Consider the following 21,041-nt stretch of genomic DNA (forward strand, 5'->3'; position numbering starts at 1 on the left):
ACTTCTGCTGGTGACTCTACTGGGGAGCCGACACCGGTTCGGACACGAGTTCGGGATCCCGCCCGGCGAGGCGCTCACGCCAGGCGGCGAGGACGGCCGCGTCGGTCGGCCTTGTCATCAAGGAGACGGCGACATAGGCGGCGAGGGAAGACAGCAGGCCGTAGTAGACCGGTTCGTTGGCCAGGATGCCGTGGGTCGCCATCAGGGTGATCACGGCTACGCCGCCGACGACGACCGAGGCGAGCGCGCCCTGCGCCGTGCCGCGGCGCCACAGCAGCCCGCCGAGGATCGGCACGAGCAGTCCGCCGACCAGCAGGTTGTAGGCGACGGTCAGCGCCTCGACGACGTTGTTCAGCGCGATGGCCGTACCGATGACGGCGAGGCCCATGAGCAGGATGAAGGCGCGGTTGCCCTTGACCTCGTCATGCTCGCCGGAGGTGTCCTCGGCCTTGCGGACCGCTCCCCGCAGCCGTGACCAGATGTCGTTGTTGGCGACGGTCGCGCAGGCGATGAGCGCGCCGGAGGAGGTGGACATCACGGCGGCGAGGGCGGCGGCCAGCACCAACCCCCGTACGCCGACCGGGAGTTCGTCCTTGACGATGGTCGCGAAGGCGTCGTCCGCGCTGCCGAGCCTGGGGTAGAGCACCTTGGCCGCCGTACCGATGACGGCGCCGGCGAGGGCGTAGACGAGACAGTAGGTGCCCGCTACGGTGCCGCCCCACTTGGCGGTCTTGTCACTGCGGGCGGTGAACACGCGCTGGGGAGGTATGGCCGGTCCTGCCCGATCAGCATGCCGAAGGTGTAGATCAGGACGTAGGTGAAGATCGTCTCGCCGCCGATGCCCAGCGGGTCGAAGTACTCGGTCGGCAGCTCGGCCTTCATCTCGCTGAACCCGCCGGCCTTGACGACGGCGATGGGGAGCAGGAGCAGCAGCACACCGATGGTCTTCACCACGAACTGGACCATGTCGGTCAGGGTGATCGACCACATGCCGCCGAGCGTCGAGTAGGCGACGACGATCGAGCCGCCGAGGACGATCGCGACGGTGCGGTTCATGTCGAAGAGGACGTCGAAGATCGTGGCGTACGCGATGGTCGACGTGACGGCGAGCATGAGGGTGTACGCCCACATGACGACACCGGAGATGACGCCGGCCCGGCCGCCGTAGCGCAGGTCGAGCATCTCGGAGACGGTGTAGACCTTGAGCCGGGCGATGCGGGCGGAGAAGAAGACGGAGAGGGCGAGGAGCCCGAGGCCGATCGTGAACACCATCCAGGCGCCGGAGAGCCCGTACTGGTAGCCGAGTCCGACACCGCCGATGGTGGACGCGCCGCCGAGGACGATCGCCGCCATGGTGCCGGAGTACATGGCCGGGCCGAGGCGACGGCCCGCTACCAGGAACTCACTCTTGGACTTGGCGCGGCGCATGCCCCACCAGCCCATGGCCAGCATGCCGGCCAGATAGACGACGATGACGGTGTAGTCGACGGCCATGTTGAGGGCCTCCTTCGCGAACATCCCGGTGGCGTGTCGTGCAAGTGGGGGGTGGGGACGTCGGCAGCGGCTCGCGGGGACATCCGCCCGTACCCGCGGCTGCCGGTCTGCAACGACAGTAGGTGGCCGGAAAGTGACTGCGAAGTGTACGTTTCATCCATCTGAGACTGCGCGAGTGTAGGAAACGTCCCATGCCGGATCCCGCCGTTCCGCCCACCCCACCCGTACCGCTCTCGGCGCTCCTGGCCCGCGAGGACCTCGGCCTGCGCCGGATCGCCGGCCCGCCGGACGCGGACCCGGCCGTGCACTGGGCGCACACCTCGGAGATGGCCGATCCGTATCCGTATCTGCTGGGCGGCGAGCTGCTGCTGACGGCCGGGGTACACATCCCGGAGGCGGCGGGTTCGGGGACGTACTTCGACGACTACGTCTCCAGGATCGTGGCGGCGGGCGGCGCGGCGCTGGGCTTCGGGCTCGCCCCGGTCCATGACACGGTGCCGCGCGCCCTGGTGGCCGCCTGCGACACGTACGGCCTCCCGCTGCTGGAGGTCCCGCCCCGGACCACCTTCTCGGGCGTGGCCCGCGCGGTCTGGCAGCTCATGGCGCGGGCCCGCCACGCCGAACTGCGCCGGGTGACCGAGGCCCAGCAGAGCCTGGCCGCCGCGGCCTCACGCCCTGATCCGGTCCGGGCGGTCCTGCGGCAGCTGGCCCAGCGGGTGGGCGGCTGGGCGGTGCTGTACGGGCCGGAGGGTGCGGTGATCGGGGAGGCGGGACGGGAGACGCCGGGGGATGCGGCGCGTGCGGCGCTGGTCGAGCTGGCGGGGGTGGTACGGCCGGTTGTGGGCGCTGATACGGTCGCGGGTGCGTCCGGCAGCGGGACCGCGCGGCAGACCAGCGGACCGGAGGTCACGCGAGCGGCGGCCCTCGACGCCGCGGGGACGCCCGGCCGCCCCACCACAGGGCAGAGCACCCGGCCCGAGGCCCCACTCCCCAGCACCGGCGCCCCCGCCACGACCGGCAGCCGCGCATCCTCCGCGCCCACCACGCCCTCCCCCGCCCCCACCTCCGCCACCGACACCCTCGCCGGCACCCACCTCGCCGCCTACGCCCTCGGGGCCGGCCAGGGCTTCGTCCTCGGGGTCGCCGCCCCACGCCGGGACCCCGGCGACCACACCATCGCCTCCGTCGCCGCCGTGCTCCTCTCCCTCCTCACCGGCGAGCACCAGAGCGGTTCGGGGGCGGCCCGGTCGTCGGCGCTCGTACGGCTGCTGCTGGGCGCCGAGCCGCGGGCGGTGGCCCCGCTCCTCGGCGCCGACCGCTGGGTCGTGGTGCACGGCCGCCCCGACACCCAGCCCTGCGACCCCGTGGCGGCCTCGGCCCTGGGCGCGGCCCTCGGCTCCCCGCTGGTCGACCTCGCGCAGGACGCCGTACGCGTCCTCGCCCCCGCGGACCGTGAACCGGCCCCGCAGCCCGGCTGGACCCTGGGCGTGAGCGCCCCCGCGTCCGCCGAGGAGTGGCCGGCGGCCGACGCCCAGGCGGCCCGGGCCCTGTCCCGCGCCCGCGCCACCCGCACGTCCCTGTTCCGGCACGGCACCCACCGCCCGGCCCTCACGGACCTGCTCTCCCCGGACGAGGCGCAGTCGCACGCCCGCGCCCTGCTCGCGCCCCTCACCCCGCCCCTGACGGAGACCTTGCGTACCTGGCTCTCCCTGCACGGCAGTTGGGACCGCACGGCCGTCGCCCTGTCCGTCCACCGCAACACGGTCCGGCAGCGGATCGCCCGTTGCGCGGCACTCCTCGGCACGGACCTGGACGACCCGGACGTACGGATGGAGTTGTGGTTCGCCCTGCGGCACGGCGTGGGGTGATCCACACAGTGACCCGCGTCGCACGCGCCCCGGAGCCGGGCTTTCCCACAGTTGTCTGCCTCACAATGGGAGGCATGCCGATACCCGGGACACCCAGCCGCGCCGAGCTCGTCGACCATCTCGTCAGAACCCGTATCGCGGGCGACGTCGCCACTCCCCGCGAGAACAACCTCTCCCACTACCGCCAGCTGGCGAACGGCAACCGCCACTACTGGCTCGGCCTGGAGCTCGGCGAACGCTGGACCGACGAGCAGGACGTCCTCGCGGTGATGGCCGAGCGCGTCGGCGTGAACGACGACGCGGAGCACCGCCACGGCCAGGACACGATCGACCCCGAGCTGACGGTGGCCGCGCTGGAGCGCATGGCGGCCCGGCTGCGCAAGGCGGCGGACGGACAGCAGCGGGTGCTGTTCGCGACCGGTCACCCGGGCGGTCTGCTGGACGTGCACCGCGCGACGGCGCAGGCACTGCGGGCGGCGGGCTGCGAGATCGTGGTGATCCCCGAGGGCCTCCAGACGGACGAGGGCTACGTCATGCAGTTCGCCGACGTGGCGGTCCTCGAACACGGCGCCACCCTCTGGCACACCCACTCCGGCGACCCGATGAAGGCCATCCTGACGGGCCTGGAGCGCGAGGAGCGTCCGCTGCCGGACCTGGTCGTCGCCGACCACGGCTGGGCGGGCTACGCCGGTCAGCACGGGGTTGACTCGCTCGGATACGCGGACTGCAACGACCCGGCGCTGTTCCTCGCGGAGGCCGAGGGGACCGTACAGGTGGTGGTGCCGCTGGACGACCACGTGGTCAGCCCGCGCTACTACGACCCGATGACGGCGTACCTGCTGCGTGAGGCGGGCCTGGTCGAATAGGGGTCGTACCGGGCCGCGTCGGGGGAGGGGGCCGGGTGACGGGTCCGGCCCGGAGGCCGGCGAGCGTCACCGCGGGATCCGGACCACGCCCTCCTGGATCACCGAGACCGCCAGCTGCCCGTCCTGGGTATAGATACGGGCCTGGCCGAGGCCGCGCCCGCCGTGGGCCGACGGCGACTCCTGGTCGTACAGCAGCCACTCGTCCGCGCGGAACGGGCGGTGGAACCACATCGCGTGGTCCAGCGAGGCTCCGACGACGTCGCCGACGGCCCAGCCGCCCCGGCCGTGCGCGAGCAGGACGGAGTCGAGGAGGGTCATGTCGGAGACGTAGGTGGCGAGGACGACGTGCAGGAGCGGGTCGTCGGCCAGCTTGCCGTTGGTGCGGAACCAGACCTGGGAGTGCGGTTCGCGGGGCTCGCCGAAGCGGCCGTACGGCGGCTCGTCGACATAGCGCAGGTCGACCGCCCGGCGTGCCTCCAGGAACCGCTCGACGACGTCCGCGTCGAGATGGTCGTAGCCGCGCAGCCGCGCCTCGGAGGTGGGGAGCGTCTCCGGGTCGGGTGCGGGCGGCATGGGCGTCTGGTGGTCCATGCCCTCCTCGTGCACCTGGAACGAGGCCGACAGGGCGAAGATCGGCTTGCCGTGCTGGACGGCGACGACGCGCCGGGTGGTGAAGGAGCGGCCGTCGCGCATGCGGTCGACGTTGTAGACGATGGGCGCGCCCGGGTCCCCCATGCGCAGGAAGTACGCGTGGAGGGAGTGGGCGGGCCGGTCCGCGGGGACCGTGCGTCCGGCGGCGACGAGTGCCTGGGCCGCGACCTGACCGCCGAAGACGCGCGGGACGACGGCGGAGCGGGACTGGCCGCGGAAGATGTCCTCCTCGATCTGCTCCAGGTCGAGCAGATCGAGGAGACCCTGTAGTGCCTGGTTCATGGCACCTTTTCTACTGGCAGGAATTCAGGAGCCTTACCGGCCCGGGTGCGGACGGACCCGGTGGTTACAGGCCCATGTCCTTGGCGATGATCGACTTCATGATCTCGCTGGTGCCGCCGTAGATGCGGTTGACGCGGTTGTCCGCGTACAGGCGGGCGATCGGGTACTCGTTCATGAAGCCGTAGCCGCCGTGCAGCTGGAGGCAGCGGTCGATGACGCGGTGCGCGACCTCGGTGCAGAAGAGCTTCGCGGAGGCGGCCTCGGCGGGGGTCAGCTCACCGGCGTCCAGGGCCTCCAGCGCGCGGTCGGCGACGGCCTCGGCGGCGTCGACCTCGGCCTGGCAGGCGGCCAGCTCGAACTTGGTGTTCTGGAAAGATGCAACAGATTTGCCGAAAACGGTGCGGTCCTGGACGTACTCCTTGGCGAACCGCACGGCGGCCTTGGCCTGCGCGTAGGCGCCGAAGGCGATGCCCCAGCGCTCGGAGGCGAGGTTGTGGCCCAGGTAGTAGAAGCCCTTGTTCTCCTCGCCGAGGAGGTCCTCGACGGGGACCTTGACGTCGACGAACGCCAGCTCGGCGGTGTCGGAGGTCTTCAGGCCGAGCTTGTCCAGCTTGCGGCCGACGGAGTAGCCCTCGGACTTGGTGTCCACGGCGAACAGGGAGATGCCGTGGCGGCGGTCCTCGGCGCTGGGCGCGTCGGTGCGGGCGCAGACGATCACGCGGTCGGCATGGACGCCGCCGGTGATGAAGGTCTTGGCGCCGTTGAGGACGTAGTGCGTACCGTCCTCGGAGAGCTTGGCGGTGGTCTTCATGCCCGCGAGGTCGGAGCCGGTGCCCGGCTCGGTCATCGCCAGCGCCCACATCTCCTCACCGGAGACGAACTTCGGCAGGAAGCGCTTCTTCTGCTCGTCGGAGGCGAGCATCTTGATGTACGGCAGGCCGAGCAGCACGTGCACGCCGGAGCCGCCGAACTGCACACCCGCGCGGGCGGTCTCCTCGTACATCACCGCCTCGAACTTGTACGAGTCGATGCCGGCGCCGCCGTACTCCTCGTCGACGCGGATGCCGAAGACGCCCAGTTCGGCGAGCTTGTAGTAGAAGTCGCGGGGCGCCTGGCCCGCCGCGAACCACTCGTCGTAGACCGGGACGACCTCGGCCTCGATGAAGGCGCGGATGGTCTCCCGGAACGCCTCGTGATCCTCACTGAACACCGTACGGCGCACCGCCGCCACCTCCACACGTCCATGTCTAAGCGCTTGCTCACTCAACCGTACCGGCGAGTATCCACAGGCGTCCAGAGGTCGAGGTCCGTAACGCTCGTCACGCTCGCCGCACTCGCCGCACTCAGAGCCGCACGTCCTCCTCGCTCCGCCGGGCCGTACGCCGCCGCGTGCCGCGCCCCGCCCGCAGCAGCCGTGCGGCCACGAGGACCAGGACCGCGACGACCACGGCCGCGAGGATCACCTTGGAGTAGAGGCCGACCAGGTCGGTGACCTCGTGCCAGCGGGCGCCCAGTGCGTACCCGGCGGCGACGAAGGCGGTGTTCCAGATGAGGCTGCCGGCCGCGGTGAGGGCGAGGAACAGGGGCAGCCGCATGCGTTCCACCCCGGCCGGTATCGAGATCAGGCTGCGGAAGATGGGCACGAAGCGGCCGAAGAACACGGCCTTGGTGCCGTGCCGCAGGAACCACGCCTCGGTCCGCTCCACGTCCGCGACCTTCACCAGCGGCAGCCGCGCCGCCACCGCGATCAGCCGCTCCCGGCCGAAGAGCGCACCCAGCAGATACAGGGCCAGCGCACCCGCCACCGAACCCGCCGTCGTCCAGGCGACGGCGCCGACGACGTCCATCCGCCCCTGGCTCGCCGTGAACCCCGCCAACGGCAGGATCACCTCGCTCGGCAACGGCGGGAAGAGGTTCTCCAGAGCGATGGCCAGCCCGGCACCAGGACCGCCCAGCCTCTCCATCAGGTCGGCGGCCCAGCCGGCGACTCCGCCGACGGGGGCGTCGGCCGCAGCAGCAATGATCACGCCGCCACTTTACTAAGTCTTGACCTAAGGGCCGCGTGAGTGAGCCGGGTACCGCGGACGGCTCACGCCACCCCGGCCGCCCCGAACGCCCCCCGCGCCATCCGGTGCAGCAGCTCCGCCGTGACCCCCCGGCCCGGCAGCGAGCCCGGTCGCCCCAGGTGCGGGGTCGAGTTGAGCAGGCCGAACACCGAGTGGACGGCGGAGCGGGCGGTCGGCTCGGTCAGGTCCGGGTAGACCTTGCGGACGATGTCCACCCACAGCTCGACGTACTGCCGCTGGAGCTGGCGTACGAGCTTGCGGTCGCTGTCGCGCAGGCGGTCCAGCTCGCGGTCGTGCAGGGTGATGAGGGGGCGGTCGTCGAGGGCGAAGTCGATGTGGCCCTCGATGAGGGAGTCGAGGACCGCCTCGGGCGGCACGCCGTCGGCCTCCGCGAGGCGCCGCTTGGCGCCCGTCAGCAGCTGCCCGCTGATGCCGACCAGGAGCTCGGCGAGCATCGCGTCCTTGCCGGCGAAGTGACGGTAGAGACCGGGGCCGCTGATGCCCACGGCGGCGCCTATCTCGTCCACGCCGACGCCGTGGAATCCGCGTTCGGCGAAGAGCCGCGCGGCCTCCTTGAGGATCTGCTCGCGGCGGGTGGGGGCGTCGGTTCTGGTGGCCATGGAAGCAATTCTAGACAGGGAGGTTAGCGGTCGTTAACCTGAAGGAAATGCGTTAACGCTCATTAACTGGTCGACCACTGGTGAGGGGACCGCAGGATGCACGAGGCACCGGAGCTTGTGAGCGCGGCAGATCCCGCGTCTCAGGCCTGGCGGGCCAACGAGGAGGCCCACCGGGCGCTCGTGGAGGAGCTGCGCGGCAAGCTGGCCGCCGCCCGGCTGGGCGGCGGTGAGAAGGCCCGCGCCCGGCACACCGCGCGCGGCAAGCTGCTGCCGCGCGACCGCGTCGACACCCTCCTCGACCCCGGCTCCCCCTTCCTGGAGCTCGCTCCCCTCGCGGCCGACGGCATGTACGAGGGCCAGGCACCGGCGGCCGGTGTCATCGCCGGGATCGGGCGGGTCAGCGGGCGCGAGTGCGTGATCGTCGCGAACGACGCCACGGTCAAGGGCGGGACGTACTACCCGATGACCGTGAAGAAGCACCTGCGCGCGCAGGAGGTGGCCCTGGAGAACCGGCTGCCGTGCCTGTACCTGGTCGACTCCGGCGGCGCCTTCCTGCCCATGCAGGACGAGGTCTTCCCCGACCGCGAGCACTTCGGGCGGATCTTCTACAACCAGGCCCGGATGTCGGGCGCCGGGATCCCGCAGATCGCCGCCGTGCTCGGCTCGTGCACGGCCGGGGGCGCCTACGTTCCCGCCATGAGCGACGAGGCCGTCATCGTCCGTAACCAGGGCACGATCTTCCTCGGCGGCCCCCCGCTGGTGAAGGCCGCCACCGGTGAGGTCGTCACGGCGGAGGAGCTCGGCGGCGGCGACGTCCACGCGCGCGTGTCGGGTGTCACCGACCATCTCGCCGAGGACGACGCGCACGCCCTGCGGATCGTGCGGAACATCGTCGCGACCCTCCCCGCGCGCGGGACGCTCCCGTGGCAGGTCCAGCCCGCCGTGGAGCCCAAGGTCGACCCCTTCGGCCTCTACGGCGCCGTCCCCGTCGACTCCCGCACCCCCTACGACGTACGCGAGATCATCGCGCGCGTGGTCGACGGCTCGCGCTTCTCGGAGTTCAAGGCCGAGTTCGGGCAGACCCTGGTCACCGGCTTCGCCCGCATCCACGGCCACCCGGTCGGCATCGTCGCCAACAACGGCATCCTGTTCTCCGAGTCCGCCCAGAAGGGCGCCCACTTCATCGAGCTGTGCGACCAGCGCGGCATCCCGCTGCTCTTCCTGCAGAACATCTCCGGCTTCATGGTCGGCAAGGACTACGAGGCGGGCGGCATCGCCAAGCACGGCGCCAAGATGGTCACCGCTGTGGCCTGCACCCGCGTGCCGAAGCTGACGGTCGTGGTCGGCGGTTCGTACGGCGCCGGGAACTACTCGATGTGCGGGCGGGCGTATTCGCCGCGCTTTTTGTGGATGTGGCCGGGCGCCAAGATCTCCGTGATGGGCGGCGAGCAGGCCGCCTCCGTCCTCGCGACGGTCAAGCGGGACCAGTTGGAGGCGCGGGGCGAGTCCTGGCCCGCGCAGGACGAGGACTCCTTCAAGGCGCCGATCCGCGAGCAGTACGAGCGCCAGGGCAACGCCTACTACGCCACCGCCCGCCTCTGGGACGACGGTGTGATCGACCCGCTGGAGACCCGTCAGGTGCTGGGCCTCGCCCTGACCGCCTGTGCCAACGCGCCCCTGGGTGACCCCCAGTTCGGCGTCTTCCGGATGTGAGGGGGACGGAACCCATGTTTGACACAGTGCTCGTCGCCAACCGGGGCGAGATCGCGGTACGGGTCATCCGTACGCTCCGCTCGCTGGGTGTCCGCTCGGTGGCCGTCTTCTCCGACGCGGACGCCGACGCGCGGCACGTCCGCGAGGCCGACACCGCCGTACGGCTCGGGCCGGCACCCGCCGCCGAGAGCTATCTGTCCGTGGAGCGGCTGCTGGAGGCCGCCGCCCGCACCGGCGCCCGGGCCGTCCACCCCGGCTACGGCTTCCTCGCGGAGAACGCCGGTTTCGCGCGCGCGTGCGCCGACGCCGGGCTCGTCTTCATCGGGCCGCCCGCCGACGCCATCTCCCTCATGGGCGACAAGATCCGCGCCAAGGAGACGGTGAAGGCGGCCGGGGTGCCGGTCGTGCCCGGCTCCAGCGGCAGCGGACTCACGGACGGCCAACTCGCCGACGCCGCCCGCGAGATCGGCATGCCCGTGCTGCTCAAGCCCTCCGCGGGCGGTGGCGGCAAGGGTATGCGGCTGGTGCGGGACGAGGCCGTGCTGGGCGACGAGATCGCCGCCGCCCGCCGCGAGGCCCGCGCCTCCTTCGGCGACGACACGCTCCTCGTCGAGCGGTGGGTCGACCGGCCCCGGCACATCGAGATCCAGGTCCTGGCCGACGGCCACGGCAACGTCGTCCACCTCGGGGAGCGCGAGTGCTCCCTCCAGCGCCGGCACCAGAAGATCATCGAGGAGGCGCCGTCCGTCCTGCTGGACGAGGCCACGCGCGCGTCGATGGGCGAGGCGGCCGTGCAGGCGGCCCGCTCGTGCGGCTACCGGGGTGCGGGCACGGTGGAGTTCATCGTGCCGGGCGGCGACCCGTCGTCGTACTACTTCATGGAAATGAACACCCGCCTCCAGGTGGAGCACCCGGTCACCGAGCTGATCACCGGGCTGGACCTGGTGGAGTGGCAGCTGCGGGTGGCGGCGGGCGAGCAACTGCCGTACGAGCAGGACGACATCACGCTCACCGGGCACGCGGTCGAGGCCCGTATCTGTGCGGAAGACCCCGCGCGCGGGTTCCTCCCTTCCGGCGGCACGGTGCTGCGGCTGCGCGAGCCCCAGGGCGACGGCATCCGCACCGACTCCGGGCTCAGCGAGGGCACAGAGGTCGGCAGCCTGTACGACCCGATGCTGTCCAAGGTGATCGCGTACGGCCCCGACCGCGCGACCGCGCTCAGGAAGCTCCGGGCGGCCCTCGCGGAGACGGTCACGCTGGGGGTGCAGACCAACGCCGGGTTCCTGCGGCGGCTGCTCGCGCATCCGGCGGTCGTCGCGGGCGAGTTGGACACAGGCCTGGTCGAGCGCGTGGTGGACGACCTGGTCGCCACGGACGTACCCGACGAGGTCTACGAGGCGGCGGCGGGCGTACGCGCGGAGGCGCTGCTGCCGAAGGGGGACGGCTGGACGGACCCCTTCTCGGTGCCGAGCGGCTGGCGTCTCGGCGGGACGGCCAGGCCGGTCGGGTTCCACCTGCGGGTGCAGGGCCCGGTGGAGTACGTCCCGCGCGGCTCCGCCGCCGTCACGGACGACCGCGTGGCCGTCACCCTGGACGGCGTCCGCCACACCTTCCACCGGGCGGGCGACTGGCTGGGCCGGGACGGCGACGCCTGGCACGTACGCGACCACGACCCGGTGGCCGCCTCACTGACCGGGGCCGCCCACGCGGGCGCCGACTCGCTCACCGCGCCCATGCCGGGGACGGTGACGGTGGTGAAGGTCGCCGTCGGGGACGAAGTGGCCGCCGGACAGAGCCTGTTGGTGGTGGAGGCGATGAAGATGGAGCACGTCATCTCCGCCCCGCACGCCGGCACGGTCGCCGAACTAGACGTCACACCGGGCACCACGGTCGCCATGGACCAGGTGCTGGCCGTGATCGCCCCGCACGAGGAGGTGGAGTGACCATGACCGGGCTCCCCATGGTCGTATCGGCCGCCAACCTGCCCGCCCGGGTCCGCATCCACGAGGTCGGCGCGCGCGACGGGCTGCAGAACGAGAAGACGACCGTGCCGACGGAGGTCAAGGCGGAGTTCGTCCGCCGCCTCGCGGACGCGGGCCTGACGACGATCGAGGCCACCAGCTTCGTCCACCCGAAGTGGGTCCCCCAACTCGCCGACGCCGAGCAGCTGTTCCCGCTCATCGCGGACCTGAGGGGCGTACACCTCCCGGTCCTCGTGCCGAACGAGCGCGGGCTCGACCGGGCGCTGTCTCTGAGCGCCACGCGCGTCGCCGTCTTCGCCAGCGCCACGGAGTCCTTCGCGAAGGCCAACCTCAATCGCACGGTGGACGAGGCACTGGCCATGTTCGAGCCGGTGCTGGCCCGGGCGAAGGCGGAGGGCGTCCACGTCCGGGGTTATCTGTCGATGTGCTTCGGCGACCCGTGGGAGGGCGAGGTCCCCGTCCCGCAGGTGGTGCGGGTCTGCAAGGCCCTGCTCGACATGGGCTGCGACGAGCTGAGCCTCGGCGACACGATCGGGGTGGCCACCCCGGGGCACGTGACAGCTCTCCTGACGGCACTGGAGGAAGCCGGCATCCCAGCGGCAGCTGTCGGCGTGCACTTCCACGACACCTACGGCCAGGCGCTCGCCAACACCTACGCGGCCCTGGAACACGGCGTCACCACGATCGACGCCTCCGCGGGCGGCCTCGGCGGCTGCCCGTACGCCAAGTCCGCCACCGGCAACCTCGCCACCGAAGACCTCGTGTGGATGCTTCAGGGCCTCGGCATCGACACCGGGGTCGACCTCGGCCGTCTCGTCGCCACGAGCGCGTGGATGGCCGGACAACTGGGCCGGCCCAGCCCGTCCCGCACCGTACGAGCCCTCTCCCACAAGGAGCAGTGAACAGCCATGGACCACCGTCTGACCCCCGAACTGGAGGAACTCCGCCGTACGGTGGAGCAGTTCGCCCACGACGTCGTGGCGCCGAAGATCGGCGACTTCTACGAGCGTCATGAGTTCCCGTACGAGATCGTGCGGGAGATGGGCCGCATGGGGCTGTTCGGCCTGCCGTTCCCGGAGGAGTACGGCGGCATGGGCGGCGACTATCTGGCGCTGGGCATCGCGCTGGAGGAGCTGGCCCGCGTGGACTCCTCGGTCGCCATCACGCTGGAGGCGGGTGTCTCGCTCGGCGCGATGCCGATCCATCTGTTCGGCACGGAGGAGCAGAAGAGGGAGTGGCTGCCGCGGCTGTGCTCCGGTGAGGTCCTCGGCGCCTTCGGGCTGACCGAGCCCGACGGCGGCTCGGACGCGGGCGCGACCCGCACGACGGCCCGGCTCGACCCGGAGACGGACGAATGGGTGATCAACGGCACCAAGTGCTTCATCACCAACTCCGGCACGGACATCACGGGCCTGGTGACGGTGACGGCCGTGACGGGCCGCAAGCCCGACGGCAAGCCGCTCATCTCGTCGATCATCGTCCCCTCCGGCACCCCCGGCTTCACGGTCGCCGCCCCTTACTCCAAGGTCGGCTGGAACGCCTCCGACACCCGTGAGCTGTCCTTCGCGGACGTCCGGGTCCCGGCGGCCAACCTGCTCGGCGAGGAGGGCCGCGGCTACGCGCAGTTCCTGCGCATCCTCGACGAGGGCCGCATCGCCATCGCGGCCCTCGCGACAGGGCTGGCGCAGGGCTGTGTGGACGAGTCGGTGAAGTACGCCAAGGAACGCCACGCCTTCGGCCGTCCCATCGGCGCCAACCAGGCCGTCCAGTTCAAGATCGCCGACATGGAGATGAAGGCCCACACGGCCCGCCTGGCCTGGCGCGACGCGGCCTCCCGGCTGGTCGCGGGAGAACCCTTCAAGAAGGAGGCGGCGCTCGCCAAGCTGTACTCCTCCACGATCGCCGTGGACAACGCCCGCGACGCCACCCAGGTGCACGGCGGCTACGGCTTCATGAACGAGTACCCGGTGGCCCGGATGTGGCGGGACTCCAAGATCCTGGAGATCGGCGAGGGCACGAGCGAGGTGCAGCGGATGCTGATCGCGCGGGAGTTGGGGCTGGTGGGCTGAGCCGGACGACCACTTGAGCAAGGCTCAACGACCCTCGATTACAAGGTCGTTGGGCCTTGTTGGCTTATGTGGCGGCCTCACAGCCTGCGCACATCTGCGATCACAAGGGCCCCCACCCCTGGACATCAGCTCAGGTTAGGCTAACCTACCTTCGAATTGTCCGGCGCGTGATCCGCCCTGTTCGAAAGCAGCGTAGCCATGTCCAACGCCAGAGCCACCCACCTCACCCGCCGCGGCATCCTCGCCGCGGGCGGCGCACTCGGCCTCGGGGCCGTGCTCGCGGCCTGCGGAGACGACGACGCGAAAAGCGGTGGCTCCGGCGAGGAGACGACCGCCGCGAAGTCGGGCCCCTGGAGCTTCAAGGACGACCGCGGCACCACGGTGAAGCTCGACAAGGTGCCGACGAAGATCGTCGCCTTCGTCGGTGTCGCGGCCGCCCTGTACGACTACGGCATCGAGGTCAAGGGCGTCTTCGGCCCGACCAAGACGCAGGACGGCAAGGCCGACGTCCAGGCCGGCGACATGGACGTCAGCAAGCTGACCGTCTTCGGCAACGTCTGGGACCAGTTCAACGTCGAGAAGTACGCCGCCTTCGCCCCCGAGGTCCTCCTCAGCACGACCTTCGACAGCGCCGGCACCCTCTGGTACGTCCCCGAGGCGTCCAAGGACAAGATCGCCAAGCTCGCCCCGAGCGTCGCCGTCTCCGTCTACGACCGCCAGCTGACCCAGCCGCTGGAGCGCATGTGGGCGCTGGCCGAGTCCCTCGGCGCGGACCTGAAGGCCGACAAGGTCGTGCGGGCCAAGAAGGACTTCGAGGCCGCGGCCGAGCGGCTGCGCAAGGCCGCGAAGGCCCGCCCCGAGATCAAGGTGATGGCCGGGTCGGCCAGCCAGGACATCTTCTACGTGTCCGGTACGAACCTCTCCATCGACCTGGAGTACTTCAAGGCCCTCGGCGTGAACTTCGTCGAGCCGCCGGAGAGCGCCAAGAAGGAGGGTGGCGGCTGGTTCGAGTCGCTGAGCTGGGAGAACGTCGACAAGTACCCGGCCGACATCATCATGATGGACGACCGGTCCTCGACGATCCAGCCCGCCGACATCACTGAGGCGACGTGGAAGAAGCTGCCCGCGGTGAAGGCGGGGCAGGTCATCGCCCGGTCGCCCGAGCCGATTCTGTCGTACGACAAGTGCACGCCGCTGCTGACCAGCCTTGCCGAGGCGATCGAAAAGGCCAAGAAGGTCTCCTGAGAAAGAGCCACTTGAGGCTGTGGGGCGACTGCGGGTCGGTTGTGGCTGGTCGCGCCCACGCGGCGAAGCCGCATATCGATACCGCCCCGCGCCCCTGAAAAGCAGGTTGGCATCCCTGACGTCGATTCAGGAGTTACCCCCATGACCACCGCCGTAGCCGCCCCGTTCCGCTTCTTCTCCCTTCAGGTCGTACGGACTCGGCGGCTCGGGCCGTCCATGGTCCGGGTCACCTTCGGTGGGGACGATCTGGCGTACTTCTTCTCCGACGGGCGCGACCAGTCCCTGTCGTTGTTCCTGCCGCACCCCCACCAGACGGAGCCGCAGGTCCCCCTGGAACTCGGCGACGGGTGGTGGCAGGGGTGGCGGGAACTCCCGGACGACGTACGGGCCGTGATGCGGTCGTACACGCTGCGCGCCCTGCGCCGGAACCCCGACGAGATCGACATCGACTTCGTCCTGCACACCCCGGCAGGGCCCGCGTCCGAGTGGGCCTCCCGGGCCGGCGCAGGTGATCGGGTCCTGCTGCTCGGGCCGGCCGTCGCCGACAACCGGGCGATCCGGTTCCGGGCGCCCGAGGACACCGACCTGGTGGTGATCTGGGGCGACGAGACCGCCGTACCCGCCGTCTCCGCCATCCTCGAAGCCCTGCCGGCCGGCACCCGCGCCCGGGTGTGGCTGGAGGTGAGCGACGCCGGGGACATCCAGGACCTGGTGACGGAGGCGGACGCCGAGATCACCTGGCTGGTGCGGGAGGACGGGCTCGATGCCGTCCGGGCCGACCAACTCCCGCCCGCCGACCACCCGTACGTCTGGATCGCGGGCGAGTCCGGCCGGGTGAAGGCGCTGCGCCGGCACTTCGTCGGCGAACGCGGGGTCGACCGGCGTCGGGTGACGTTCGTCGGCTACTGGCGGCACGGGATGACCGAAGAACAGCTGCGCGCCGCGGAGTAGTTACTCCTGAGACCGGAGTGATCACGGTCACGGTCGAGGCTGCCCTCATCCCGAGTTACTTAGGTTAGGCTAACCTAAGTTGCACTCCGCCAGTCGCAACCCCCGCACTTCACGGCCCGTCCCCACCGGAGGACCTCCCCATGCGCTCGCACCTGCTCAATGACACGACCGCGGAGCAGTACCGCCGCTCCGTGACCGAAGGTATAGAGCGGGTGGCAGCCAAACTCGCCGCCACCGACCGTCCGTTCACCGGCGTCACGGTCGACGCCCTCTCCCCCGCCATCGACGCGATCGACCTCGACAAGCCGCTGCTGGACACCGCCGCGGTCCTCGACGAGCTGGAGGACGTCTACCTCCGGGACGCGATCTACTTCCACCACCCCCGCTATCTCGCCCACCTCAACTGCCCGGTCGTCATCCCGGCCGTGCTCGGCGAGGCGATCCTCTCCGCCGTCAACTCCTCCCTGGACACCTGGGACCAGTCGGCCGGCGGCACCCTGATCGAGCGCAAGCTCATCGACTGGACGACGGCCCGCATCGGGCTCGGCGAGAACGCCGACGGTGTCTTCACCTCCGGCGGTACCCAGTCCAACCTCCAGGCGCTGCTGCTGGCCCGTGAGGAGGCCAAGAGCGACTCGTTCGCCAAACTGCGCATCTTCGCCTCCGAGGTCAGCCACTTCAGCGTGAAGAAGTCCGCGAAACTGCTGGGCCTCGGCCAGGACGCCGTGGTCTCCATCCCCGTCGACCACGACAAGCGGATGCAGACCGTCGCGCTCGCCCATGAGCTGGAGCGCTGCCGGAAGGACGGCCTGATCCCCATGGCCGTCGTCGCCACCGCGGGCACCACCGACTTCGGCTCCATCGACCCGCTGCCCGAGATCGCCGAGCTGTGCGAGCAGTTCGGCACCTGGATGCACGTCGACGCCGCCTACGGCTGCGGGCTGCTCGCCTCCGTGAAGTACCGGGGCCGCATCGACGGCATCGAGCGCGCAGACTCGGTCACCGTCGACTATCACAAGTCCTTCTTCCAGCCGGTGAGTTCCTCCGCCGTGCTGGTCCGCGACGCCTCGACCCTGCGCCACGCGACGTACCACGCCGAGTACCTCAACCCCAAGCGCATGGTCACCGAGCGCATCCCCAACCAGGTCGACAAGTCCCTGCAGACCACCCGCCGCTTCGACGCCCTCAAGCTGTGGATGACCCTGCGTGTGATGGGCGCCGACGGCATCGGGCAGCTCTTCGACGAGGTCTGCGACCTGGCGGCGGAGGGCTGGCAACTGCTGGCCGCCGACCCGCGCTACGACGTCGTCGTCGAGCCGAGCCTGTCCACCCTGGTCTTCCGCTACATACCGGCGGCCGTCACCGACCCCGCCGAGATCGACCGCGCCAACCTCTACGCCCGCAAGGCCCTGTTCGCCTCCGGCGCCGCGGTGGTCGCGGGCACCAAGGTCCAGGGCCGCCACTACCTGAAGTTCACCCTGCTCAACCCCGAGACGACGACCGAAGACATCGCCGCCGTCCTCGACCTGATCGCCGGCCACGCCGAGCAGTACCTGGGAGAGTCCCTTGACCGCGCGTCCTGACAACCCGACCACAACGTATGACTTCGTGGGCATCGGGCTCGGCCCCTTCAACCTCGGCCTGGCCTGCCTCACCGAGCCCATAGCCGAGCTCGACGGTGTCTTCCTGGAGTCGAAGCCCGACTTCGAGTGGCACGCGGGCATGTTCCTGGACGGCGCCCACCTCCAGACCCCGTTCATGTCGGACCTGGTCACGCTCGCCGACCCGACCTCGCCGTACTCCTTCCTCAACTACCTGAAGGAGAAGGGCCGGCTGTACTCGTTCTACATCCGCGAGAACTTCTACCCGCTGCGGGTCGAGTACGACGACTACTGCCGCTGGGCCGCCAGCAAACTGAGCAACGTCCGCTTCGGCACGACGGTCACCGAGGTGACGTACGACGAAGAGGCCGGGCTGTACGTCGTGCGGACGGCCGCCGGTGACACCTACCGCGCCCGTCACCTCGTCCTCGGCACCGGCACCCCGCCCTACATACCCGAGGCCTGCCAGGGCCTGGGCGGCGACTTCCTCCACAACTCCCGCTATCTGCAGAACAAGGCGGAGCTCCAGAAGAAGGAGTCGATCACACTGGTCGGCTCGGGACAGTCGGCCGCGGAGATCTACTACGACCTGCTCAGCGAGATCGACGTCCACGGCTACCGGCTGAACTGGGTGACCCGCTCCCCGCGCTTCTTCCCGCTGGAGTACACCAAGCTCACCCTGGAGATGACGTCCCCGGAGTACGTCGACTACTTCCGCGAGCTGCCCGAGGCGACCCGCTACCGCCTCACCGCCGAGCAGAAGGGCCTGTTCAAGGGCATCGACGGCGACCTGATCAACGAGATCTTCGACCTGCTCTACCAGAAGAACCTCGGCGGTCCCGTGCCGACCCGCCTGCTCACCAACTCCGCGCTGAACGGCGCGCGCTACGAGAACGGCACGTACACCCTCTCCTTCCGGCAGGAGGAGCAGCAGAAGGACTTCGAGCTCGACTCGCAGGGCCTGGTCCTGGCCACCGGCTACAAGTACGCCGAGCCTGAGTTCCTCAAGCCCGTGCGCGACCGTCTGGTGTACGACTCCCAGGGCAACTACGACGTCGCCCGCAACTACGCCGTCGACGTCACCGGCCGCGGGATCTTCCTGCAGAACGCCGGCGTCCACACGCACAGCATCACCAGCCCCGACCTGGGGATGGGCCCGTACCGGAACGCGTACATCATCCGCGAGCTGCTCGGCACCGAGTACTACCCGGTGGAGAAGACGATCGCGTTCCAGGAGTTCTCGGTATGAGCACCACAGACACCTTCACGTTCCGCACCCTCGACCCCCTGAAGGACGCCGAGCTCCTGCACGCCTGGGTCACCCACCCCAAGGCCGCCTTCTGGATGATGCAGGACGCCAGCCTGGTGGACGTCGAGCGCGCCTACATGGAGATCGCGGCCGACGAGCACCACCACGCGTTGCTCGGCCTCCAGGAGGGTGTGCCCGCCTTCCTGATGGAGAAGTACGACCCCGCCCACCGCGAACTGGTCGGCCTGTACGAGCCGCAGCCGGGCGACATCGGCATGCACTTCCTGACGCCGCCGACCGACAAGCCCGTCCGCGGCTTCACCCGGTCCGTCATCACGGCCGTGATGGCGCACCTCTTCGAGGACCCGGAGGTGCGGCGCGTCGTCGTCGAGCCGGACGTCTCCAACAAGGCCGTCCACGCCCTGAACGAAGCCGTCGGTTTCGTGCCCGAGCGCGAGATCGAGAAGCCGGAGAAGCGCGCGCTGCTGAGCTTCTGCACGCGTGAGCAATTCATGGCCGCCATAGGAGTAGCCGTATGACCCTGTCCGACGCCGTAGCGCATCTGTCCCCCCACCGCTGGGCGCGGGCCAACCGCCTCCTGATCCGCAAGGCCCTCGCCGAGTTCGCCCACGAGCGCCTCATCACGCCGGAAGCCGCCGGCGACGGCACCTACGTCGTCCGCAGCGACGACGGCCTGACCCGCTACACCTTCACGGCCACGGTCCGCGCCCTCGACCACTGGCAGGTCGACGCCGACTCGATCACCCGCCACCGCGACGGCGCCGAACGCCCGCTCGCCGCCCTGGACTTCTTCATCGAGCTCCAGAAGTCCCTGGGCCTGAGCGACGAGGTGCTGCCGGTCTACCTGGAGGAGATCTCCTCCACCCTCTCCGGCACCTGCTACAAGCTCACCAAGCCCCAGGTCCCGGTCGCCGAGCTGGTGAAAAGCGGCTTCCAGGCCATCGAGACCGGCATGACCGAGGGCCACCCCTGCTTCGTCGCCAACAACGGACGGCTCGGCTTCGGCATCCACGAGTACCTGTCGTACGCCCCCGAGACCGCGAGCCCCGTCCGGCTGGTCTGGCTCGCCGCCCACCGCTCGCGCGCCGCGTTCACGGCCGGCGTCGGCATCGAGTACGAGTCCTTCGTCCGCGACGAACTGGGCGCCGAGACCGTCGACCGCTTCGACGCCGTCCTGCGCGACCAGGACCTCGACCCGGCCGACTACCTCCTCATCCCGGTCCACCCCTGGCAGTGGTGGAACAAGCTCACCGTCACCTTCGCCGCCGAGGTCGCCCAGAAGCACCTGGTCTGCCTGGGCGAGGGCGACGACGAGTACCTGGCCCAGCAGTCCATCCGGACCTTCTTCAACCAGTCCAGCCCCGAGAAGCACTACGTCAAAACGGCCCTGTCCGTCCTCAACATGGGCTTCATGCGCGGCCTCTCGGCGGCGTACATGGAGGCGACCCCGGCGATCAACGACTGGCTGGCCCAGCTCATCGACAACGACCCCGTGCTGCGGGAGACCGGCCTGTCGATCATCCGCGAACGCGCCGCCGTCGGCTACCGGCACCTGGAGTACGAGGCCGCGACCGACCGCTACTCGCCGTACCGCAAGATGCTGGCCGCGCTCTGGCGCGAGAGCCCGGTCTCCTCCCTCCAGGACGGCGAGTCCCTCGCCACCATGGCCTCCCTCGTCCACGTCGACCACGAGGGCGCCTCCTTCGCCGGCGCCCTGATCGAGCAGTCGGGCCTGGCCCCCACGGAGTGGCTGCGCCGCTACCTGCGGGCGTACTTCACCCCGCTCCTGCACAGCTTCTACGCCTACGACCTGGTGTACATGCCGCACGGCGAGAACGTCATCCTCGTCCTGAAGAACGGCGTCGTCGAGCGCGCGATCTACAAGGACATCGCCGAGGAGATCGCCGTCATGGACCCGGACGCGGTACTCCCGCCCACGGTCGAGCGGCTGCGCGTGGAGGTCCCGGAGGACAAGAAGCTCCTGTCCATCTTCACGGACGTCTTCGACTGCTTCTTCCGCTTCCTCGCCGCGAACCTCGCCGCCGAGGGAATCCTGGCGGAGGACGACTTCTGGCGCACGGTCGCCGAGGTCACCCGGGACTACCAGCACTCGGTGCCCGAACTCGCCGACAAGTTCAAGCAGTACGACATGTTCACCCCCGAGTTCGCCCTGTCCTGCCTCAACCGCCTCCAGCTCCGCAACAACAAGCAGATGGTGGATCTGGCGGATCCGGCGGGGGCGCTGCAGTTGGTGGGCAACCTGAAGAACCCGATCGCCGGGCTGTAAGCCCCCCTGGCAGACGTGCACCCCGGAGTACGGTCCTCCGGGGTGCACGTCTATATGTCCAGGGCGGGCGCGCCGG

General features: G+C 70.3%; 16 protein-coding genes and 1 pseudogene. 12 read left to right on the top strand and 5 right to left on the bottom strand.

Translation table 11 applies throughout. The features are described from left to right. Positions 1-16: 16 nt before the first annotated feature. Positions 17-1,494, bottom strand: a pseudogene (locus AQJ67_RS22210) (sodium:solute symporter family protein). 191 nt (positions 1,495-1,685) lie between these two features. Here AQJ67_RS22210 and AQJ67_RS22215 point away from each other — a divergent pair. Then, positions 1,686-3,362, top strand: a complete 1,677-nt coding sequence (locus AQJ67_RS22215) for a helix-turn-helix domain-containing protein (RefSeq protein WP_062720807.1) — start codon at positions 1,686-1,688, stop codon at positions 3,360-3,362. A 74-nt stretch (positions 3,363-3,436) separates the two neighbouring features. Then, positions 3,437-4,228: a phosphatase gene (locus tag AQJ67_RS22220; RefSeq protein WP_062720808.1), complete on the top strand. Its 792-nt coding sequence runs from the start codon at positions 3,437-3,439 to the stop codon at positions 4,226-4,228. 66 nt (positions 4,229-4,294) lie between these two features. Here AQJ67_RS22220 and AQJ67_RS22225 read toward each other — a convergent pair whose 3' ends face one another. The 4 genes from AQJ67_RS22225 to AQJ67_RS22240 all read right to left on the bottom strand — a co-directional run bounded on the left by AQJ67_RS22225 (position 4,295) and on the right by AQJ67_RS22240 (position 7,847). Then, positions 4,295-5,161, bottom strand: a complete 867-nt coding sequence (locus tag AQJ67_RS22225) for an acyl-CoA thioesterase (RefSeq protein ID WP_062720809.1) — start codon at positions 5,159-5,161, stop codon at positions 4,295-4,297. Between the two features lie 64 nt (positions 5,162-5,225). Then, positions 5,226-6,383: an acyl-CoA dehydrogenase family protein gene (locus AQJ67_RS22230; RefSeq protein WP_048584058.1), complete on the bottom strand. Its 1,158-nt coding sequence runs from the start codon at positions 6,381-6,383 to the stop codon at positions 5,226-5,228. Positions 6,384-6,504: 121 nt separating this feature from the next. Further along, positions 6,505-7,188 (bottom strand): DedA family protein, encoded by a 684-nt coding sequence (locus tag AQJ67_RS22235; RefSeq protein ID WP_062720810.1) that lies wholly within the window; start codon positions 7,186-7,188, stop codon positions 6,505-6,507. Between the two features lie 62 nt (positions 7,189-7,250). Then, positions 7,251-7,847 (bottom strand): SACE_7040 family transcriptional regulator, encoded by a 597-nt coding sequence (locus AQJ67_RS22240; protein WP_062720811.1) that lies wholly within the window; start codon positions 7,845-7,847, stop codon positions 7,251-7,253. Between the two features lie 96 nt (positions 7,848-7,943). On the opposite strand from AQJ67_RS22240, the gene AQJ67_RS22245 reads away from it, so the two are divergent. The 10 genes from AQJ67_RS22245 to AQJ67_RS22290 all read left to right on the top strand — a co-directional run bounded on the left by AQJ67_RS22245 (position 7,944) and on the right by AQJ67_RS22290 (position 20,965). Then, the gene (locus AQJ67_RS22245; RefSeq protein ID WP_062720812.1) at positions 7,944-9,560 is read left to right on the top strand and encodes a carboxyl transferase domain-containing protein; all 1,617 of its coding nucleotides are present in this window, start codon (positions 7,944-7,946) and stop codon (positions 9,558-9,560) included. A gap of 14 nt (positions 9,561-9,574) precedes the next feature. Continuing rightward, positions 9,575-11,503 carry an acetyl/propionyl/methylcrotonyl-CoA carboxylase subunit alpha gene (locus AQJ67_RS22250; protein WP_062720813.1) on the top strand — a complete coding sequence of 643 codons (1,929 nt, stop codon included), beginning with the start codon at positions 9,575-9,577 and terminating at the stop codon, positions 11,501-11,503. Between the two features lie 2 nt (positions 11,504-11,505). Further along, entirely contained in the window at positions 11,506-12,444 is a 939-nt protein-coding gene (locus tag AQJ67_RS22255) for a hydroxymethylglutaryl-CoA lyase (protein ID WP_062720814.1), read from the top strand. 6 nt (positions 12,445-12,450) lie between these two features. After that, complete coding sequence (locus AQJ67_RS22260; RefSeq protein WP_062720815.1) at positions 12,451-13,611, top strand: acyl-CoA dehydrogenase family protein; 1,161 nt, start codon at positions 12,451-12,453, stop codon at positions 13,609-13,611. A gap of 198 nt (positions 13,612-13,809) precedes the next feature. Further along, positions 13,810-14,856 (top strand): ABC transporter substrate-binding protein, encoded by a 1,047-nt coding sequence (locus tag AQJ67_RS22265; RefSeq protein WP_062720816.1) that lies wholly within the window; start codon positions 13,810-13,812, stop codon positions 14,854-14,856. A 141-nt stretch (positions 14,857-14,997) separates the two neighbouring features. Continuing rightward, positions 14,998-15,807, top strand: coding sequence for a siderophore-interacting protein (locus AQJ67_RS22270; RefSeq protein ID WP_062720817.1), 810 nt, complete (start codon positions 14,998-15,000; stop codon positions 15,805-15,807). Positions 15,808-15,947: 140 nt separating this feature from the next. Beyond that, positions 15,948-17,390 (top strand): lysine decarboxylase DesA, encoded by a 1,443-nt coding sequence (gene desA, locus AQJ67_RS22275; RefSeq protein WP_062720818.1) that lies wholly within the window; start codon positions 15,948-15,950, stop codon positions 17,388-17,390. Continuing rightward, positions 17,374-18,657: a lysine N(6)-hydroxylase/L-ornithine N(5)-oxygenase family protein gene (locus AQJ67_RS22280; protein ID WP_062720819.1), complete on the top strand. Its 1,284-nt coding sequence runs from the start codon at positions 17,374-17,376 to the stop codon at positions 18,655-18,657. The genes desA and AQJ67_RS22280 overlap by 17 nt, the downstream gene beginning before the upstream one ends. After that, positions 18,654-19,196, top strand: coding sequence for a GNAT family N-acetyltransferase (locus AQJ67_RS22285; RefSeq protein WP_062720820.1), 543 nt, complete (start codon positions 18,654-18,656; stop codon positions 19,194-19,196). The genes AQJ67_RS22280 and AQJ67_RS22285 overlap by 4 nt, the downstream gene beginning before the upstream one ends. After that, positions 19,193-20,965, top strand: a complete 1,773-nt coding sequence (locus tag AQJ67_RS22290; RefSeq protein WP_062720821.1) for an IucA/IucC family protein — start codon at positions 19,193-19,195, stop codon at positions 20,963-20,965. Before AQJ67_RS22285 ends, AQJ67_RS22290 begins: the two co-directional genes overlap by 4 nt. Positions 20,966-21,041 lie beyond the last annotated feature (76 nt).

The organism is Streptomyces caeruleatus (genome assembly GCF_001514235.1).
GTDB lineage: Bacteria > Actinomycetota > Actinomycetes > Streptomycetales > Streptomycetaceae > Streptomyces > Streptomyces caeruleatus.

What these genes read in the sequence shown, in the direction of transcription:
- AQJ67_RS22215 (WP_062720807.1), top strand. Translation starts at nt 1,686, where the DNA reads ATGCCGGATCCCGCCGTTCCGCCCACCCCACCCGTACCGCTCTCGGCG.
- AQJ67_RS22220 (WP_062720808.1), top strand. Translation starts at nt 3,437, where the DNA reads ATGCCGATACCCGGGACACCCAGCCGCGCCGAGCTCGTCGACCATCTC.
- AQJ67_RS22225 (WP_062720809.1), bottom strand. Translation starts at nt 5,161, where the DNA reads ATGAACCAGGCACTACAGGGTCTCCTCGATCTGCTCGACCTGGAGCAG.
- AQJ67_RS22240 (WP_062720811.1), bottom strand. Translation starts at nt 7,847, where the DNA reads ATGGCCACCAGAACCGACGCCCCCACCCGCCGCGAGCAGATCCTCAAG.
- AQJ67_RS22245 (WP_062720812.1), top strand. Translation starts at nt 7,944, where the DNA reads ATGCACGAGGCACCGGAGCTTGTGAGCGCGGCAGATCCCGCGTCTCAG.
- AQJ67_RS22250 (WP_062720813.1), top strand. Translation starts at nt 9,575, where the DNA reads ATGTTTGACACAGTGCTCGTCGCCAACCGGGGCGAGATCGCGGTACGG.
- AQJ67_RS22255 (WP_062720814.1), top strand. Translation starts at nt 11,506, where the DNA reads ATGACCGGGCTCCCCATGGTCGTATCGGCCGCCAACCTGCCCGCCCGG.
- AQJ67_RS22260 (WP_062720815.1), top strand. Translation starts at nt 12,451, where the DNA reads ATGGACCACCGTCTGACCCCCGAACTGGAGGAACTCCGCCGTACGGTG.
- AQJ67_RS22265 (WP_062720816.1), top strand. Translation starts at nt 13,810, where the DNA reads ATGTCCAACGCCAGAGCCACCCACCTCACCCGCCGCGGCATCCTCGCC.
- AQJ67_RS22270 (WP_062720817.1), top strand. Translation starts at nt 14,998, where the DNA reads ATGACCACCGCCGTAGCCGCCCCGTTCCGCTTCTTCTCCCTTCAGGTC.
- desA (WP_062720818.1), top strand. Translation starts at nt 15,948, where the DNA reads ATGCGCTCGCACCTGCTCAATGACACGACCGCGGAGCAGTACCGCCGC.
- AQJ67_RS22285 (WP_062720820.1), top strand. Translation starts at nt 18,654, where the DNA reads ATGAGCACCACAGACACCTTCACGTTCCGCACCCTCGACCCCCTGAAG.
- AQJ67_RS22290 (WP_062720821.1), top strand. Translation starts at nt 19,193, where the DNA reads ATGACCCTGTCCGACGCCGTAGCGCATCTGTCCCCCCACCGCTGGGCG.